This window comes from Gordonia alkanivorans NBRC 16433 (assembly GCF_000225505.1).
GTDB lineage: Bacteria > Actinomycetota > Actinomycetes > Mycobacteriales > Mycobacteriaceae > Gordonia > Gordonia alkanivorans.
The window spans coordinates 122,745-139,375 of sequence record NZ_BACI01000072.1; the positions used below are offsets into that span (position 1 = coordinate 122,745).

The 16,631-nt window shown below is 67.5% G+C and carries 14 protein-coding genes; 7 read left to right on the top strand and 7 right to left on the bottom strand.

Annotated elements, in window-relative coordinates; all coding sequences use genetic code 11:
• Positions 1-27: 27 nt before the first annotated feature.
• Both GOALK_RS13750 and GOALK_RS13755 read left to right on the top strand, forming a co-directional pair.
• Complete coding sequence (locus GOALK_RS13750) at positions 28-1,005, top strand: ABC transporter substrate-binding protein (RefSeq protein ID WP_006359430.1); 978 nt, start codon at positions 28-30, stop codon at positions 1,003-1,005.
• Between the two features lie 78 nt (positions 1,006-1,083).
• On the top strand, positions 1,084-1,572 hold the full coding sequence (locus tag GOALK_RS13755; RefSeq protein WP_006359431.1) for a beta-class carbonic anhydrase: 489 nt from the start codon (positions 1,084-1,086) through the stop codon (positions 1,570-1,572).
• Positions 1,573-1,653: 81 nt separating this feature from the next.
• Here GOALK_RS13755 and GOALK_RS24045 read toward each other — a convergent pair whose 3' ends face one another.
• Positions 1,654-1,812, bottom strand: a complete 159-nt coding sequence (locus GOALK_RS24045; RefSeq protein WP_006359432.1) for a hypothetical protein — start codon at positions 1,810-1,812, stop codon at positions 1,654-1,656.
• 124 nt (positions 1,813-1,936) lie between these two features.
• On the opposite strand from GOALK_RS24045, the gene GOALK_RS13760 reads away from it, so the two are divergent.
• Both GOALK_RS13760 and GOALK_RS13765 read left to right on the top strand, forming a co-directional pair.
• On the top strand, positions 1,937-4,948 hold the full coding sequence (locus GOALK_RS13760) for a DEAD/DEAH box helicase (protein WP_040004217.1): 3,012 nt from the start codon (positions 1,937-1,939) through the stop codon (positions 4,946-4,948).
• A complete protein-coding gene (locus GOALK_RS13765) occupies positions 4,945-5,754 on the top strand; it encodes an SWIM zinc finger family protein (RefSeq protein ID WP_006359434.1) in 810 nt (269 codons plus the stop codon). The genes GOALK_RS13760 and GOALK_RS13765 overlap by 4 nt, the downstream gene beginning before the upstream one ends.
• 47 nt (positions 5,755-5,801) lie before the next feature.
• On the opposite strand, the gene nrdF is transcribed toward GOALK_RS13765, so the two are convergent.
• The 5 genes from nrdF to GOALK_RS13790 form a co-directional block, all read right to left on the bottom strand.
• A complete protein-coding gene (nrdF, locus tag GOALK_RS13770; RefSeq protein WP_006359435.1) occupies positions 5,802-6,806 on the bottom strand; it encodes a class 1b ribonucleoside-diphosphate reductase subunit beta in 1,005 nt (334 codons plus the stop codon).
• A gap of 68 nt (positions 6,807-6,874) precedes the next feature.
• Positions 6,875-9,070: a class 1b ribonucleoside-diphosphate reductase subunit alpha gene (gene nrdE, locus GOALK_RS13775; RefSeq protein WP_006359436.1), complete on the bottom strand. Its 2,196-nt coding sequence runs from the start codon at positions 9,068-9,070 to the stop codon at positions 6,875-6,877.
• A 99-nt stretch (positions 9,071-9,169) separates the two neighbouring features.
• Positions 9,170-9,634, bottom strand: a complete 465-nt coding sequence (nrdI, locus tag GOALK_RS13780; RefSeq protein WP_006359437.1) for a class Ib ribonucleoside-diphosphate reductase assembly flavoprotein NrdI — start codon at positions 9,632-9,634, stop codon at positions 9,170-9,172.
• 226 nt (positions 9,635-9,860) lie between these two features.
• Complete coding sequence (locus GOALK_RS13785) at positions 9,861-10,097, bottom strand: redoxin NrdH (RefSeq protein ID WP_005198719.1); 237 nt, start codon at positions 10,095-10,097, stop codon at positions 9,861-9,863.
• A 414-nt stretch (positions 10,098-10,511) separates the two neighbouring features.
• Positions 10,512-11,069, bottom strand: a complete 558-nt coding sequence (locus tag GOALK_RS13790) for an NAD(P)H-dependent oxidoreductase (RefSeq protein WP_006359438.1) — start codon at positions 11,067-11,069, stop codon at positions 10,512-10,514.
• Positions 11,070-11,180: 111 nt separating this feature from the next.
• Here GOALK_RS13790 and GOALK_RS13795 point away from each other — a divergent pair, with 111 nt between their 5' ends.
• Both GOALK_RS13795 and hpxO read left to right on the top strand, forming a co-directional pair.
• Positions 11,181-11,807, top strand: a complete 627-nt coding sequence (locus tag GOALK_RS13795) for a TetR/AcrR family transcriptional regulator (protein WP_035751209.1) — start codon at positions 11,181-11,183, stop codon at positions 11,805-11,807.
• A gap of 130 nt (positions 11,808-11,937) precedes the next feature.
• The gene (gene hpxO / locus GOALK_RS13800) at positions 11,938-13,098 is read left to right on the top strand and encodes an FAD-dependent urate hydroxylase HpxO (RefSeq protein ID WP_035751206.1); all 1,161 of its coding nucleotides are present in this window, start codon (positions 11,938-11,940) and stop codon (positions 13,096-13,098) included.
• 17 nt (positions 13,099-13,115) lie between these two features.
• Here the strand turns inward: hpxO and eccB are convergent, their stop codons facing one another.
• A complete protein-coding gene (gene eccB, locus GOALK_RS13805) occupies positions 13,116-14,594 on the bottom strand; it encodes a type VII secretion protein EccB (RefSeq protein WP_006359441.1) in 1,479 nt (492 codons plus the stop codon).
• 201 nt (positions 14,595-14,795) lie between these two features.
• Between eccB and eccE the strand changes: the two genes are divergently transcribed.
• A complete protein-coding gene (gene eccE, locus GOALK_RS13810; RefSeq protein WP_006359442.1) occupies positions 14,796-16,517 on the top strand; it encodes a type VII secretion protein EccE in 1,722 nt (573 codons plus the stop codon).
• Positions 16,518-16,631: the final 114 nt, after the last annotated feature.

Genomic DNA, 16,631 nt, shown 5'->3' on the forward strand with positions numbered 1-16,631 from the left:
GGGGTCACGGATGTACGTGTTCGTCGTATGCGGGGACGCCGGCCGGTCTGGGCAGCGGTCCTCGGCGTGGTCGTCGTCGCGGCGTCGGCAGCGTGTTCCGGCGACGAGCCGCTGACCACTCCCGACGGCTCCACCATCTCGACCACTGTCACCCGCGTCGCGGAGGTCAACATCGTCTCCGCCGACCGTGACTTCTCGAAGACCTGCCTCGCGCCCACCCCGGCCGACGACGCCGCCACCGATCCCACCCGCATCGTCGTGACCGATCCGGCGCTCCTGGACGCCCTGTGTGCACTCGGCATCGGCGACAAGGTGACGGCCGTGACCGCTGCCCCTGGTTCGGTGCCCGCCTATCTCGGACCCCGACTGTCGTCGGTGCCGGCGATCGGGACCGCGCCCGACGCCGCAGCTGTGTCGCAGGCCGACGCCGACCTCGTCCTCCTCACTCCCGAGACCGCCGCGTCGTCGAAGCCCTTCGGCTCGGTGCGTTCGGCCACGATCCCCGCCGGCGACTGGCAGGAGCAGTTCCAGGCCGTCGCCGACGCCGTCGGCCGCAGCGAAGCCGGGCGGCAGCGTCTGGCCGAGTTCACGACCGAAGCCGCCAAGACCGGCAGGCGCATGGACGCCTCACATACGCAGGTGTCGCTGGTCCGGTTCGGCGAGGACTCGGAGACCATCGCCGGCATGGACACCTTCGCCGGCCAGGTCCTCGGTGAGATCGGCGTCCAGCGGCCCGGTCCGCAACGGGTCCCCGATTCCTTCCCCGTCACCTCCGAGAACTTCCGTGAGGCCGAAGGCGACCTCATCTATGTGAGCTTTGAAGGTGAGAAGGGCCAGGAGCACGGCGAAGAGGTCCTGCTCAGCGACGAGTGGCTGGGTCTGGGTGCCTCGATGTGGAAGCGCGTGCTCGCCGTCGACGACGCCGTCTGGTACGACTCCTCCGGCCTCGCTGCCGCCTGGCTGGTCCTCAACGACGTCAAGGGTTCGCTCGACGGCAACTCCTGAGCGGCCCCCGCGTCCACCGTTTGGATCAGGCCAGGTCAAACCCTCGCCCTGGACTCTCTGACGCATCACTGTTTGCGCATGACTGTCACCGATCAGTACCTGGCCAACAACGCGGAGTACGCCAAGACCTTCAACGGTCCCCTGCCGCTGCCGCCGAGCAAGCACATCGCCATCGTCGCGTGCATGGACGCCCGCCTCGACGTCTACCGCGTCCTCGGCATCAACGAGGGCGAGGCCCACGTGATCCGCAACGCCGGCGGCGTCGTCACCGCCGACGAGATCCGCTCCCTCGCCATCAGCCAGCGGCTGCTCGGCACCACCGAGATCGTCCTGATCCACCACACCGACTGCGGCATGCTCACCTTCACCGACGACGATTTCAAGCGCGACATCCAGACCGAGATCGGGCAGAAGCCGGAGTGGGCCGCCGAGGCGTTCAGCGACGTCGACGACGACGTGCGGCAGTCGCTCAACCGCATCAAGAACAGTCCGTTCATCACCAAGACCAGCTCGCTGCGCGGGTTCGTGTTCGACGTCGCGACCGGCCTCCTCCGCGAGGTCTCCTGACTCATCTGACTCCAGACAGAACCGACCGGGTACGCGCGGTGCGGCGTACCCGGTCGGTTTCGTCTCGTCGGTCGCTTCTCGTCAGTCCGCGGTGTGGTCCGAGCGCTTCACCGCGTCGGGAGCGTTCTCCCGGGTCGCCATGCCGCCCTCACGTCCGTGGTCCTTGGGGCCGGGCGGGTCCTTGCGAACCTCGGCAGTGCCCTCGTCGTGTTCGGCCTGCTGGTCCTTCGACTGTCCCATCGGTGCCTCCTCGCACTCTCGTGCCGCGTTGAGCCTGCGGAATCGATCTTCTCCCTTACCCTCGTCGGACGATGTGGAAACCGGCAGTGTCGGGGGCCGTCGTTAGACTGGCGGGCGATCCTCGATGCCATCAGAACCGCAGCTCAGTGGGCCGACTCCGCCGGACTCCGCCCCCTCGCCCTCAACCCACCGGCCCCGTTCCGTCGCGCCGCTCCACGTCCTGTGGCGGCCCGGTGTGGGGATGGCCGTGTGGATCGACGGCGAACCGGCAGACCTGCCCGAGCCGCTGCGCGACGCCCTGTCGGGCCGCCGGTTCCGCAGCGAGATCCCGATCGTCGGCGAGGGCAATCGCCGACGGTTCGTCCGGGCGGCGACGCTCGGCCTGACGTCGGCGGTGTCCCTGCTCGACGCGTCTCGGTCGGCGACGGTCACCGGCGATGTCCGGTGGTATCGCTACCTGCTCGACGGCGTACGTTCATTCGTCGCCGCCGGCTCGGTGGCGCCGTCGGCCGAGCAGGTCGCGGGCGAATGGCTGCTCCGCTGGGTCGTCATTCCGACGCCGACGTGGCGCAGCTGGCATGCCGTCGGCCTCGGCAGTGCGCCGGATGCGTTGCTGCACAACGGCTCCCACGCCTCGCTCGACGACTTTCTCGCCGAGCTCGTCGATTACGAATGCCGCACGACGATCGCTCGTTCGATCCCCCGGCTCGGCGAACCGCGTCCGGCGTCGCCCGTCGTCCGCGCGCTGCTGCCCGGCACCGACGTCGGCCCGCCCTGCTCCCCCGAGCGTCTGGCGGCCGCTGTGGGGAGCTGGTCCCGGTGGAATGCCGGCGTGCCACGAGACGACCAGTCACTGATCTTCCGTCTCCACGAACCCGAGTACGACGACCTGACCGAGAGCCATTGGGACGACGCGTGGGACGACGACACCTTCGACCTGCCCACGCGCGACGAGGTCGCCGACGCCTCGCGCTGGCGACTCGAGGTCTGCCGGCGCAGCATCGACGGTCAGATCGAGCCGGTGGCACCCCACCGCCTCGACGCTCATGAACTCGACGAGCTGACCACAGCGCTGGCCACCGCGGTACGCGAGTTCCCCGAACTCGACCGGGCCGACCCGGACCGCGGCTCCCTCGACTTCCTGCTCCCCACCGACGTCGCCGCCGAACTGTTCGCTACCGGCGCCGCGGCACTGGGCGCGGCCGGGATTCCGGTGCTGCTCCCCCGCACCATCGCCGAGGTCCGGCCGAGTCTCACGCTGCGTGCCCTGCCACCACCCGGCGGCGGGGCGCCCGCAGCCATGGTCGGTCTCCGCGAGATCCGTGAGTTCGAATGGAGACTGGCACTGGGTGATTCATCCGACGCCATCACCCTCACCGACGCCGATCTCGACGAATTGTCCGGCCAGAAGGGCGATCTGGTCCGGGTGCGTGGCGTGTGGGTCCGCGCCGAGGGTTCGGCACTGACGCGCGCCGCCGCCTTCGTAGCGACGCAACGTGCTCTCGCCGCAACCCAGCCGCCCGCGGACTTCGGCGAACTGTTCGGTCTCGTGACCGGCGAGTCGGACAAGCTCCCGGTCCCCGTCGCCCGGGTCGAAGGACTCTCGTGGCTCGACGACGTCGCCGAAGGCGGCGCCATCCGACCCGAACCGGTCACACCCCCAACCGATCTGGAAGCCGTGCTGCGGCCGTACCAACAACGAGGGCTGGACTGGCTGGCACACCTGTCGAACCTCGGCGTCGGAGGCGTACTCGCCGACGACATGGGCTTGGGCAAGACCCTCCAGGTGATCGCACTCGAGTGCCACGAGCGCAGCGTCATCGCCGACGACGCCGACCGGCCCGGACCGACGCTCGTCGTCTGCCCGATGTCGCTGGTCGGCAACTGGTCTCGCGAGATAGCGCGGTTCGCACCCGGACTGCGTGTGGCCATCCATCACGGCCCGTCGCGAGCCGCCGGCGCGGTCTTCACCACGATCCGCGATTCCGTCGACATCGTCGTCACAACCTTCGCGATCGCCGGCCGCGACCTCGAACTGCTCTCCCGACATCCCTGGCACCGCGTCGTCGTCGACGAGGCCCAGCACCTCAAGAACGTCAACACCATTGCCTCCAAGGCGATCCGGAACATTCCCGCCGATCGCCGTCTCGCGCTGACCGGCACCCCGGTGGAGAATCGCCTCGAGGACCTGCGCGCGGTGATCGACCTGGTGAACCCCGGACTGTTGGGGTCGGCGTCGGTGTTCCGCGCGCGCTATGCCGAACCCATCGAACGCGACCGCGATCCCGGAGCCCTAAGGCGACTGTCCGCGATCACACGGCCGTTCATCCTGCGCCGCGAGAAGACCGACCCGGCCATCGCCGCCGATCTGCCGGAGAAGGCGGACTTCGCGGTGCGCGCCAACCTCACCGTCGAACAGGCCGCGCTCTACCGCGCGGTCATCGACGAACTCATGGCAGCGCTGCGCGACAAACAGCAGCGCACCCTGCGTCGTCGCAACGTGCTGGCCGCACTCACGCGGCTCAAGCAGGTGTGCAACCACCCGGCGCACTACCTCGCCGACGGCACCGACCTCATCCGCGACGGCGAACATCGTTCCGGCAAGGTCGAATTGCTCGCCGACATCGTCTCCACCGTCGCCGACGAGGGCGACCGCGCACTCGTCTTCACCCAGTTCGCGACGTTCGGCGAGATGCTGTCGGGATGGCTCGCCGAACAGTTCGGCACCGCGATCCCGCTGCTGCACGGCGGACTCGGCCGCACGGAACGCGACCGCATGGTCGCCGGCTTCCAATCCGACGACGGTCCCCCGGTCATGCTGGCAACCCTCAAGGCCGGCGGCACCGGCCTCAACCTGACCGCGGCCAACCACGTCATCCACGTCGACCGGTGGTGGAACCCCGCCGTCGAGGATCAGGCCACCGACCGCGCGTACCGCATCGGCCAGAACCAGAAGGTGTCGGTGCACCGGTTCGTCTGCGTGGGCACCATCGAGGAACGGATCGACGACATGATCGCCAAGAAGCGCGAACTGTCCCGGCTCACCGTCGCCGCCGGCGAGAACTGGGTGTCCGACCTCGCCGACGACGAACTCTTCGAACTCTTCCGGCTCCGCGACGAGGCGGTGAGCGAATGACCGTGCGCAAGAAGGGCACCCAACGCAAAGGCGAACGGGGCACCATCGCCGTCCGCGGATACGGTCTCACGCCGTGGTCGCGGGCGTTCGTCGACGTGGTCGAGGGCCGCGGCGCCGACGGTGAGGCGGCCGCCGACAGCCGACACATCACCAAGGCACGCAGGTACTTCCGTGACCGGCATGTGCGCGGTCTGCGGATCGGTGCGGGCCAGGTGACGGCGTCGGTGGAGGGCACGCAACTGGAACCGTTCGACGTCATCATCACCACCCGCACGGTCGACACACCGACGCTGGCCGGGCTACTCCGCGACCGAGGCGGCGTCGAGGAACTGATGCGACTCACGCGCGGCGAGCAGCCACCTATCCTCGGCGAACTCCTGGTGCCCACCGAATCGGCGGACATCGCCACCGACTGCACCTGCCCCGACGAGGCTCCGCGGTGCGTCCACGCGCTGGTGACGAGCTATGAGATCGCCGCCGAGATCGACCGGTCTCCGCTGACACTGCTGACGGTGATGGGTACCGATCTCCGTGACCTGCTCGCCGAAATCGACTCGCGGCCCGCACAATCCCCCGCCGCCGACGACGACTCGTCGTCGGGCTCGCTGCGGCCCGACGACTTCTACGGCACCTCGTCGCCGTTGCCGCCGCTCCCGTCGGTCCCACGGATGAACCCGCTCACCGCGCTCGACGGTTCGGATCTCCGCGCCGCGCTGCGGGCGACAGGTGTGGCGCCGGCCGACATCGCCGAGACCATCGACGAACTCGGCGATCTCTACGACCGCCTGACCGCCACAGACTTATAGCCCGAACCCGCGCTGGGCGCGGCTTCGGGCTATAAAACGGTGCGGGACTAGAAGTCCCAGTCCTCGTCTTCGGTGTTGACGGCCTTGCCGATGACGTACGAGCTGCCCGACCCCGAGAAGAAGTCGTGGTTCTCGTCGGCGTTGGGCGACAGTGCCGACAGGATCGCCGGGTTCACGTCGGTCTCGTCCTTCGGGAACATCGCCTCGTAGCCGAGGTTCATCAGCGCCTTGTTGGCGTTGTACCGCAGGAACTTCTTGACGTCCTCGGTGAGCCCGACCTCGTCGTAGAGCGTCTCGGTGTAGTCGCTCTCGTTGTCGTACAGCTCGAACAGCAACTCGAAGGTGTAGTCCTTGAGTTCCTGGCGACGCTCCGGCGTCTGCGTCTCGAGGCCGCGCTGGTACTTGTAGCCGATGTAGTAACCGTGGACGGCCTCGTCGCGGATGATGAGGCGGATCAGGTCGGCGGTGTTGGTGAGCTTGGCGCGGCTCGACCAGTACATCGGCAGGTAGAAGCCCGAGTAGAACAGGAACGACTCGAGCAGCGTCGAGGCGACCTTGCGCTTGAGCGGATCCTCGCCACGGTAGTAGTCCATGACGATGCGGGCCTTGCGTTGCAGCTGCTCGTTCTCCTCCGACCAGCGGAAGGCCTCGTCGATCTCCTTGGTGGAGCACAGGGTCGAGAAGATCGAGCTGTAGGACTTGGCGTGCACTGACTCCATGAACGCGATGTTGGTGAGCACCGCCTCCTCGTGCGGAGTGGTGGCATCCGGGATCAGCGACACCGCGCCGACGGTGCCCTGAATGGTGTCGAGGAGCGTCAGGCCGGTGAAGACCCGCATGGTGAGCTGCTTCTCGTATTCGGTCAGCGTGCCCCACGACGGGATGTCGTTGGACACCGGCACCTTCTCCGGCAGCCAGAAGTTGCCGGTGAGGCGATCCCACACCTCGGCGTCCTTCTCGTCGGGGACGCGGTTCCAGTTGATCGCCGAGACCCGGCTGACCAGCTTGATGGGTGCGCCGTCGGCGGGGCTGTGGCTTTCGGTGGAGGTCATGTGACGGTTCCTCGTCTAACTGGTCGAGTGGGGGCCAAAGCTACTGAAAGGCATTGTGTGGCAAAGGATCACAACATGCACGAAACGCAACCCTCCACCTCGGTCCCCTCGAGCGCGATCTGGCGCAGACGGATGTAGTACAGCGTCTTGATGCCCTTGCGCCATGCGTAGATCTGCGCCTTGTTGACGTCGCGCGTGGTGGCGGTGTCCTTGAAGAACAGCGTCAGGCTCAGGCCCTGGTCGACGTGCTGGGTCGCCGCGGCGTAGGTGTCGATGATCTTCTCGTACCCGATCTCGTACGCATCCTGGTAGTACTCCAGGTTGTCGTTCGTCATGTACGGCGCCGGGTAGTAGACGCGACCGATCTTGCCTTCCTTGCGGATCTCGATCTTCGCCGCGACCGGGTGGATCGAGCTGGTCGAGTGGTTGATGTAGCTGATCGAACCGGTCGGCGGGACGGCCTGCAGGTTCTGGTTGTAGATGCCGTCGCGCTGCACGGCTTCCTTCAGCTCACGCCAGTCGTCCTGGGTCGGGATGTGAATCCCGGCCTGCCCGAAGATGTCCCGGACCTTCTGGGTCTCCGGCTCCCACACCTTGGCGGTGTACTTGTCGAAGAATTCACCCGACGCGTATTTCGACTTCTCGAAACCGGTGAACGCCCGACCGCGCTCGCGGGCGATGCGGTTCGACGCGCGGAGTGCGTGGAAGAGCACCGTGTAGAAGTAGATGTTCGTGAAGTCGATGCCCTCGTCGCTGCCGTAGAAGATCCGCTCGCGGGCCAGGTAGCCGTGGAGGTTCATCTGGCCGAGGCCGATGGCGTGAGAGTTGTTGTTGCCGTGCTCGATCGACGGCACCGAGGTGATCGAGGTCTGGTCGCTCACCGCGGTGAGTCCGCGGATGGCGGTCTCGATGGTCTGGCCGATGTCGGGTGAGTCCATCGTCTTGGCGATGTTCAACGACCCGAGGTTGCACGAGATGTCCTTGCCCACCTGGGAGTAGGACAAGTCGTCGTTGAAGGTCGACGCCGTCGAGACCTGCAGGATCTCCGAGCACAGGTTGGAGTGGGTGATCTTGCCGTCGATCGGGTTCGACCGGTTCACCGTGTCCTCGAACATGATGTACGGGTAGCCCGACTCGAACTGCAGCTCGGCGAGGGTCTGGAAGAACTCGCGCGCCTTGATCTTGGTCTTGCGGATACGACGATCCTCGACCATCTCGTGGTAGCGGTCGGTGACGTTGATGTCGGCGAACGGCACGCCGTAGACGCGTTCGACGTCGTACGGGCTGAACAGGTACATGTCGTCGTTGTTCTTGGCCAGCTGGAACGTGATGTCCGGGATGACCACGCCGAGCGACAGCGTCTTGATGCGGATCTTCTCGTCCGCGTTCTCGCGCTTGGTGTCGAGGAAGCGGTAGATGTCGGGGTGGTGGGCGTGCAGGTACACCGCGCCCGCGCCCTGACGCGCACCGAGCTGGTTGGCGTACGAGAAGGAGTCCTCGAGCAGCTTCATGATCGGGATGACGCCCGAGCTCTGGTTCTCGATCTTCTTGATCGGCGCGCCGTGCTCGCGAATGTTGGAGAGCAGCAACGCAACTCCGCCGCCGCGCTTCGACAGCTGCAGCGCCGAGTTGATCGAGCGGCCGATCGACTCCATGTTGTCCTCGATGCGGAGCAGGAAGCACGAGACGGGCTCGCCGCGCTGCTTCTTGCCCGAGTTGAGGAAGGTCGGGGTTGCGGGCTGGAAGCGGCCGGAGATGATCTCGTCGACCAGGTTGCGGGCCAGGGCGGTGTCGCCGTCGGCCAGCGTCAACGCCACCATGCAGACGCGGTCCTCGAAGCGCTCGAGGTAGCGCTTGCCGTCGAAGGTCTTGAGCGTGTAGCTCGTGTAGTACTTGAACGCGCCGAGGAACGTCGGGAAGCGGAACTTCTTGTCGTAGGCGTGCTTGAACAGGCCCTTCACGAATTCGCGGTCGTACTTGTCGAGGACCTCGGGCTCGTAGTAGTTCTCCTCGACGAGGTAGTCGAGCTTTTCGTCGAGGTCGTGGAAGAACACGGTGTTCTGGTTGACGTGCTGCAGGAAGTACTGGCGCGCGGCCTCGCGATCCTTGTCGAACTGGATCTTGCCGTCGGCGTCGTACAGGTTGAGCATCGCGTTGAGCGCATGGAAGTCGAGCTCGCCGGGTTCATGACCCGACGGGCCGGCATGCACGCCCGACTTGCTTGCTGAAGAGGTGTCCGAGACGGCGGCGGCGGTGGGCGACACGACAGATGACTCCTGCGGATAGTGGGGGCTTACCAAGTGCCTCATGGGCAGCGTATGGGCGGGGTGTGACAGTCCGGTGGTGACGCGCTCGGCGGGGCGTCAGGCTGGTGTGGCGTGCAGCGACACACCGGTTGCGAACGCCGGGCTCTGGGCGAAGTCGGCCAGTCCCGCGCGGACGCGGTCGACGTCGTCGGTGGTGCCCATCAGTTCGAATCGGTACAGGTAGGGCACGCGACATTTACGCGAGATGATGTCGCCGGCGTAGCAGAACTCCTCACCGAAGTTCGTGTTTCCCGCCGCGATCACCCCCCTGATCAGGGATCGGTTGTGTTCGTCGTTGAGAAAGCGGATGACCTGCTTGGGGACGAAGCCGCCGGGTTGACCCGTCGCCTTGCCTCCCCCGTAGGTCGGGCAGATCAGCACGTAGGGCTCGTCGACACCGAATTCACCGGCTGCGCCGGTCAGCGGGATGCGCACGGAACGCATGTCCAGCTTCTCGACGAACCGGTGGGTGTTCTCGGAGACCGAGGAGAAGTAGACGATCAACGGCGAGGTGGCCGACATGTCTCCCTCCAACCCTGGTGACGGTGACCGATTGTGATGGCGTTTGTTCGTTGCGCCCGATGTCGGGACGCCTGCTGGTTCCAACGCCGGAACCGTCGTGACCATTTCCCGCATCCGGGCCGATGGCCACACTCATCTCTGCTGTCACATCCCGACGCGGCGGATCCGGCTTCCCCTTCGGATCACACCCGCGGCGGGGTCGATGGTGACGGCAGACGGCGGGAGATCAGGCAGCAGCGGTGGCGAGCGCCTTGATGCGGTCGGGGCGGAAGCCCGACCAGTGCTCGTCGCCGGCGACGACGACCGGGGCCTGCAGGTAACCCAGCGCCATCACGTAGTCGCGGGCTTCCGGGTCCTGGCTGATGTCGACGATCTCGTAGGACAGACCCTGCTTGTCCAGGGCCTTGTAGGTGGCGTTGCACTGGACACATGCCGGCTTCGTGTAGACGGTGATGGAAGACATCGAGTGGTTCTCCTCGGGTCGTTGGAATCGCCAGTGACGTGCAGTTTCCCAGTGTGAAGATGGTGATCTGGGTCACCGGCTTCCTGGCGTTTCCGGAGGAGTACATCCGCTTCCTCTTGTCCGCCTGACTGGTAGGGCAAACACTACACCTAGTGGCTGACATTTCTGGTCACCACAAGGGGTTGTGAATAACATTGGTGGAAGACATGCAGGTCGGACGGGTGCAGGATCATAAATTCCGGCGTGTCACGGTCGCGTCCGGCGTGTCGCTCACAGGTTGTCCAACGGTCCTCCACAACATGTGCACCGCCAGTCCACAAGGCCCGGGTCGCCACCCCTCTTCCTGTGCACCCGGACAGACGACGCCGCGCCGGGCATATACCCGGCGCGGCGTCGAGGAAAACGGAAAACAGATCAGGCGCTGACGGCGACCTCGTCGACGATGCGGGCGACCGAGGCGACGACCTTCTCCACGATCGCGGGATCGGTCAGGCCGCCCTCGGGGAGCGCGGGGATCTGCAGACCGAGGTCGGCGTCCTCGATCGCGCGGCCGCCGGCGATGCCGACCGACTTACGGGTGTCCTCGCGGGTCCACTGGCCGCCGTACTGGCCGAGCGCGGCGGACAGGACGGCGACGGGCTTGCCGTTGAGGGCCCCGTTGCCGTACGGGCGCGAGAGCCAGTCGATGGCGTTCTTCAACGCGGCGGGGATGGTGCCGTTGTACTCGGGGGTGGCGATGAGCACGCCGTCCGCCTTGGCGACGGCCTCACGCAGGGCGATCACACCGGCGTCGAGGGCGCCCTCGACATCGACGTCTTCGCTGTAGAACGGCAGCGAACCGAGATGGTCGACGACGGTGATGTGAACTCCGGCGGGAGCGTTGTCGGCAGCGACCTGGGCCAGCTGCCGGTTGATGGATGCAGCACGAAGGCTTCCGACGAGCGCTACCAGTTCGACGACTCGATCCGACATGTCATTCCTTTCGACGAGGGCACCGGCCCGCTGAGGGCGGTGGATACGAAGCCAGCAACCGGACCCGGGTCCGATTGATTCCCGATCGGGGTGAAGAGTTACCCTCATCACGTGCCGAACGGGCCAGACCACTCCCCGCTCCAGATTTCCTTCAACACCTCGGGGACCGAACGTGCCGACGCCGCACGCAACCGGCGTCTGTTGCTGGCTGCCGCCAAGAACCTGATCGATCACCACGGTGCTGCCGCGGTGACCATGGAGGCGGTCGCTCGTGAGGCCGGCGTGGGCAAGGGCACGGTGTTCCGGCGCTTCGGCAACCGCACCGGGCTGATGCTCGCACTCCTCGACCACTCCGAATCGGAGATGCAGCAGGCCTACCTCTCCGGACCCGAGCCGCTGGGCCCCGGTGCGCCGCCGCTCGACCGGTTGCTGGCCTACGGCCGCGCCCGGCTCAAACTGACCTGCGACCACCTCGACATCCTGCTCGAGGCGGGAGCGGCCACCGACGACTTCATGACCCACCCGGTGGGCCGCGCGTCGACTCAACACGTTCAGATCCTGCTGCGGCAGTTGGGATTCGCCGACGATCTCGACTTCATGTCGCTGGCCGTGCAGGCTCCGCTGGCCGCCGGATCGGTCCGGTACCTGATGGTCGAGGTCGGCCTCGATCTCGAGACCATCACCACGCAGTGGCAGGACATGGTCACCGTGCTCGCGACCTCCCGCGGTTCACGCTGACTCCCGCCCGGTCGGGCAGCATCGTCACGACCGTGCCTTCGGGGCGCGCCGCCGTCGGTCGCGCCCTAGCCTGGTGTCGGGCCGGCAGCACCAGTCGCCGGCAGGTGATCTCGAGAGAGCGGTGGTGAGTGTGAAGGCAGTGATCGTCGGCGCGGGTATGGGCGGCATGTCGGCGGCCATCGCCCTCAGGCAACTCGGTGTCCACGTCGAGGTCTACGAGCAGGTCTCCGAGAACAAGCCGGTGGGTGCGGCGATCTCGGTGTGGTCCAACGGCGTCAAATGCCTCAACCACCTCGGCCTGGAGAGAGAGGCCGCCGAACTCGGCGGCATACTCGACTCGATGAGTTATGTCGACGGTTTCACCGGTGACACCATGTGCCGCTTCAGCATGCAGCCGCTCATCGACGAGGTGGGCCAGCGCCCCTACCCGATGGCCCGGGCCGAGCTTCAGCTGATGCTGATGAACGCCTACGGGTACGACGACATCCACTTCGGCAAGAAGATGGTGGCCGTACACGACGGCGCAGAACGTGCGACCGTCGAATTCGCCGACGGCACCACCGATTCCGCCGACATCGTGATCGGTGCCGACGGGGCGAAGTCACTGACCCGCGAGTACGTGCTCGGCGGCCCGGTCCAGCGCCGCTACGCCGGATACGTGAACTTCAACGGACTCGTCGAGGTCGACGAGAACATCGGTCCGGCCACCGAATGGACCACCTACGTGGGCGATTCGCGTCGTGTGTCGGTGATGCCGGTGGCGGGCAACCGTTTCTACTTCTTCTTCGACGTCCCCATGCCCGCGGGCGTCCCGTTCGAACGTGGCACTGCACGCGAGGTGCTGGCCGAGGAGTTCGCCGACTGGGCACCCGGAGTCCAGACCCTCATCGGCACGCTCGATCCCACGACGACCAATCGGGTCGAGATCCTGGACCTCGACCCGTTCGACACCTGGGTCAAGGGACGCGTCGCCGTGCTCGGCGACGCCGCGCACAACACCACCCCCGACGTCGGGCAGGGCGGCTGTCTGGCGATGGAGGACGCGGTCGCCCTGCAGTTCGCGTTCCGCGATCATCCCGACGACCCGCTCGCCGCGTTGGCCGCCTATCAGTCCGCGCGCACCGAGCGTGCCGGCGACCTCGTGCTGCGCGCCCGCAAGCGCTGTGACGTGACCCACGGCAAGGACCCGGAGAAGACGGCCGCCTGGTACGACGAACTGCGCGGCGAGGACGGCACCAACATCATCCGCGGGATCGTCGGCAACATCGTCGGCGGCCCGCTCACGTCCTGAGACGGGGCCGACCCGGATTACTCACCGTCCCGGTCGATCCCGGCAGTTCTGAGTCCGTCGTGCGCGACCAGCGCGGCCTCGGCGGAAAGCGTCGGACCAGGTGCGAGCAGGGACACCACCGACCACGGTGCACGCGAGGGCGAGTCGCCGAGCCCGAGGGTGCCGCCCGTCTCGAGGTCCGGGATGCCGAAGCGTACACCCGAATCGTTTACGTAGAACAGCGATTCGGTGCGGGCGCTGTCGGCCTCGTTGCCGGTCACCTGTAAGTACTCCCCCGACCCCGGCGGCAGATAGACCTCGTCGAGACCGGGCCCGGCACCGTCGGCCGACGTCAGACGTACCGGCCGGGCACCGGATTTCAGCGGAAGCGCGCGACCGGCCAGCAGGGCGGTCTCGGCCCGCGGTTCGTCGGTGCCGCGGGACCAGCTGCGGCACAGGGTCGGATCGGTGGCGAGGCCGAGTATCGTCGGGTTGACCTGTGGGAAGTCGCCGATCGGCAACTCCTCCACCACCTTCAGGGTGGCGAGCTCGCCGGGCGCCACCGTCCTGACGGGTGCGGCGCCGTCGCGGTCGGCAAGACGCAGGATCTCCGCGGCCGGGGCACTGATCTCCTGGACACCGTCACGGAGCACGACGTGGTAGGTGGTCTCGTCGTCGACGTCGACCGACTTCACGACCGAACCGACGGTCGTCGAGCCGACTGCGCCCGGCTGCCCCGCACCGGGGACGGTGGGCACCTCCAGCGGTTCGACGAGCGGGAAGCTGTTGAGGAGTCCGGGGGTCATCCCGCGCGGTGTGACGTCGTCGAGGCCGAGGGCACGCATGACCGGCGCACTGTCGGTGTCGACCTCCGCCCGGACCGGGCTCCACCTCCCGTCGCGGAACAGCTGATAGATCAAGAAGGTCTTGTCGCCGGTACGGACCAGCAACGCGTCTTCCGGACGGGCGGTCTCGACGGTCGACGACCCCAGCACGGGCTTGTCGGCGATGACCGTCTGTCGGATCGACTCGCTCGACGAGTCCGACGAGACCGCCGACGAATCGCACACCGTCCACATCGAGGTGCTCTTGTGCGCCGAACCCGGCAGGGACGCAGGCGCGCCCGGGATACCCAGCAGCGGGCCGCGCGCGTAGGGCTCGAGTTTGGTGTCGGCCACCGAGGTCGGCTTCTCGGAACTCCCGGTGATCAGTCGGGCCGAGGCGAGATTGAGCACCGGGTGCAGGGTGTCCTCGACGAGAACGTAGGTGCTGCCGCTGTTCTTGCTGACGATGATGGTGGCGTCCCCGACCGACCCCTGCGGCCGGACGAGGCCGTACACACCGCAGCCACCGAGGACGAGCAGGCCGAGGACGGTTCCGACCACCAGTGCCTGCAGCTGAGACCGCATCGGGTCGTGCAGCATCCGCACGTCGCGGCGCACGAGCGCGTGCTCGAGCCGCTTGATCAGGAAACGGTAGCCGTTGACCTGAGCCTTGGTCGTCAGCTGACGTGCCACGACTCCCCCTGTCCGCGCCGATCTCACGCGCCCGCGAACGGGCTTCGGTGTGGATCGGTTGTGATCTCCTGCGGCGTACCCCCGGCCGCGCGGTAGTAGCCTAACCGACACATGAGCCCCTCACGTGTGGGGCTTCGCCGCCTGTGGACACACCGACGGGCGACGCCGCATCGGGCGCGGCACCGGGATCGAGGGGGGATCGTGGATCGGAACACGCGTGCGACGGGGTTGCGCACACTCGTGGTGATCGAGGTGATCCTGGCCCTCGGTCTCGTCGTATGGGCGTTGTCCGGCAGCGTGTGGGGGCTGTCGGCCCTGATCGTGGCGATGGTGATCGCGTCCGGGCTGGTGAGCGTCGGCGGTCGGCAGTCACTGTTCGGCCGGCTCGCCGTGCGGATGTCGTTCTCCTGGTCGCGGATGCGCCGGAGCGACGCCGACCTCGACCCGGCCCCGTTCGACGTCCCGCTGGCCGGCCCCTCCACCCGTCCGTCGGCCCGCCGGTCGTCGGCACCCACGACCATCGGCGCCCGCTGGGTCGGCGACACCCTGGTCACCGTGGTTCGGGTGGACCCGGGCGGCCCCGCGGTCACCTACCTGACACCGGGCAACAGCACCCTCGGCGACCAGAACGGACAACTGGTTCCGCTCGACGTCCTCGCTGAGTGCATCGACCGGTACGACATCGCACTCAGCTCGATCGAGGTCATCAGTCACGGTGTGCGCGTGTGGGGTTCGGGTGTTGCACCGGCCACCTACGACCGCACCCTCGGACCCCTTTCGGCGACCGCTCAGCGTTCGGTGTTCGTCGTGCTGCGACTCGATCCGCTCGAGTGTCCCGACGCCGTGGCACGACGCGGCGGCGGCGCGACCGGAGCCCTGCGCACCGCGACGGTCACCACCCGCCGTGTGGCCAAACGCCTCGCCGAACACGGACTGACCACCACCATCCTGTCCGCCGGGCAGATCACCTCGGTCACGACCCAACTGACCGAGGGCGCCGGCATCGACTCGCTGGCCGAGGAGTGGGAATCGGTCGGGGTCTCCGGGCTCCGCATCCGCAGCGCCGCAGTGGAACCGGAAGCACTGCCCGCCGTGGTCCGCGACGTCTGGGTCAATCCGGCCGTCTCCACCACCCTCACCGTCCGGCTCCGGCATGTCGCCGCCGACCGCCGCCACCGCAACGGACGGCCCGGGGTCGAGGTCTCCGCGTTCGTGCGGTTCAACGAGTTCCCCGATGCGCGACGGTCGGTGCCGTCGTGGCCGGCTGGTCTGCAGCCGCTCGACGGGCGCCAGTTCGAGGCCCTCGCCGTCAGCCTCCCCATCGCGACGCCCACCCGTCTCGAACGGAACCTGCCGACGCTCACCGGCGAGGCCGCCCAGGCCTTGATCGGCTCGGTTCGCCTCCCGGCCGGTGGATGCGGTCAGCTCATCGGTGCCGACCACACGGGCCGCGCCGTCGCCACCCGACTGGTCGGTCCCGGCATCGCCACCGTGTCGGTCGCCGCCGGTATCCACGTCGTCGCACAGATCGCGCTGCGCGCCGTGGCGGTCGGTGCCTCGGTTCGCGTCCACACCGACCGCCCGCACCGATGGGCCCCCCTGGTCACCGCCGTCGCCGACCCGAGTGCCCTGTCACTGGCCGGCGACCGCACACCGGCCCGTCCGGGGCCCGCGCTCGTCATCGTCGACGGCGTCACTCCCCCGTCGCCGCAACCGGATACGACGCGGATGATCGTGTCCGCTCCCGGCGTCGACGACCCGACCGGCGGCCACACTGTTGCCCTGACCCAGAATCCGCGTGCGCCACAGGACCTCTCACTCGACACCGGCGGGCAGCCGATGCTCGTGACGATGGTCGCGACGCCGGACGAATGGAAATTGATCGGCGGCTATCCCGAACCCGCCGTGCCGGTCCGGCGATAGCGGGACCTCACTCCGCGGCGTCGCAATTTTGCTCACTTTGTCGGTCGCCGCTCACCCGTTGACGGTGAGCGCGAACGGATCTCGTGAGCGGCTCGGGCAGGTATCGCCGCGGTT

Coding starts and splice junctions, on each gene's coding strand:
- GOALK_RS13765 (WP_006359434.1), top strand. CDS start 4,945: ATGACCGTGCGCAAGAAGGGCACCCAACGCAAAGGCGAACGGGGCACC.
- GOALK_RS13760 (WP_040004217.1), top strand. CDS start 1,937: ATGCCATCAGAACCGCAGCTCAGTGGGCCGACTCCGCCGGACTCCGCC.
- GOALK_RS13755 (WP_006359431.1), top strand. CDS start 1,084: ATGACTGTCACCGATCAGTACCTGGCCAACAACGCGGAGTACGCCAAG.
- GOALK_RS13790 (WP_006359438.1), bottom strand. CDS start 11,069: ATGTCGGATCGAGTCGTCGAACTGGTAGCGCTCGTCGGAAGCCTTCGT.
- nrdI (WP_006359437.1), bottom strand. CDS start 9,634: ATGTCGGCCACCTCGCCGTTGATCGTCTACTTCTCCTCGGTCTCCGAG.
- GOALK_RS13785 (WP_005198719.1), bottom strand. CDS start 10,097: ATGTCTTCCATCACCGTCTACACGAAGCCGGCATGTGTCCAGTGCAAC.
- nrdF (WP_006359435.1), bottom strand. CDS start 6,806: ATGACCTCCACCGAAAGCCACAGCCCCGCCGACGGCGCACCCATCAAG.
- GOALK_RS24045 (WP_006359432.1), bottom strand. CDS start 1,812: ATGGGACAGTCGAAGGACCAGCAGGCCGAACACGACGAGGGCACTGCC.
- GOALK_RS13750 (WP_006359430.1), top strand. CDS start 28: ATGCGGGGACGCCGGCCGGTCTGGGCAGCGGTCCTCGGCGTGGTCGTC.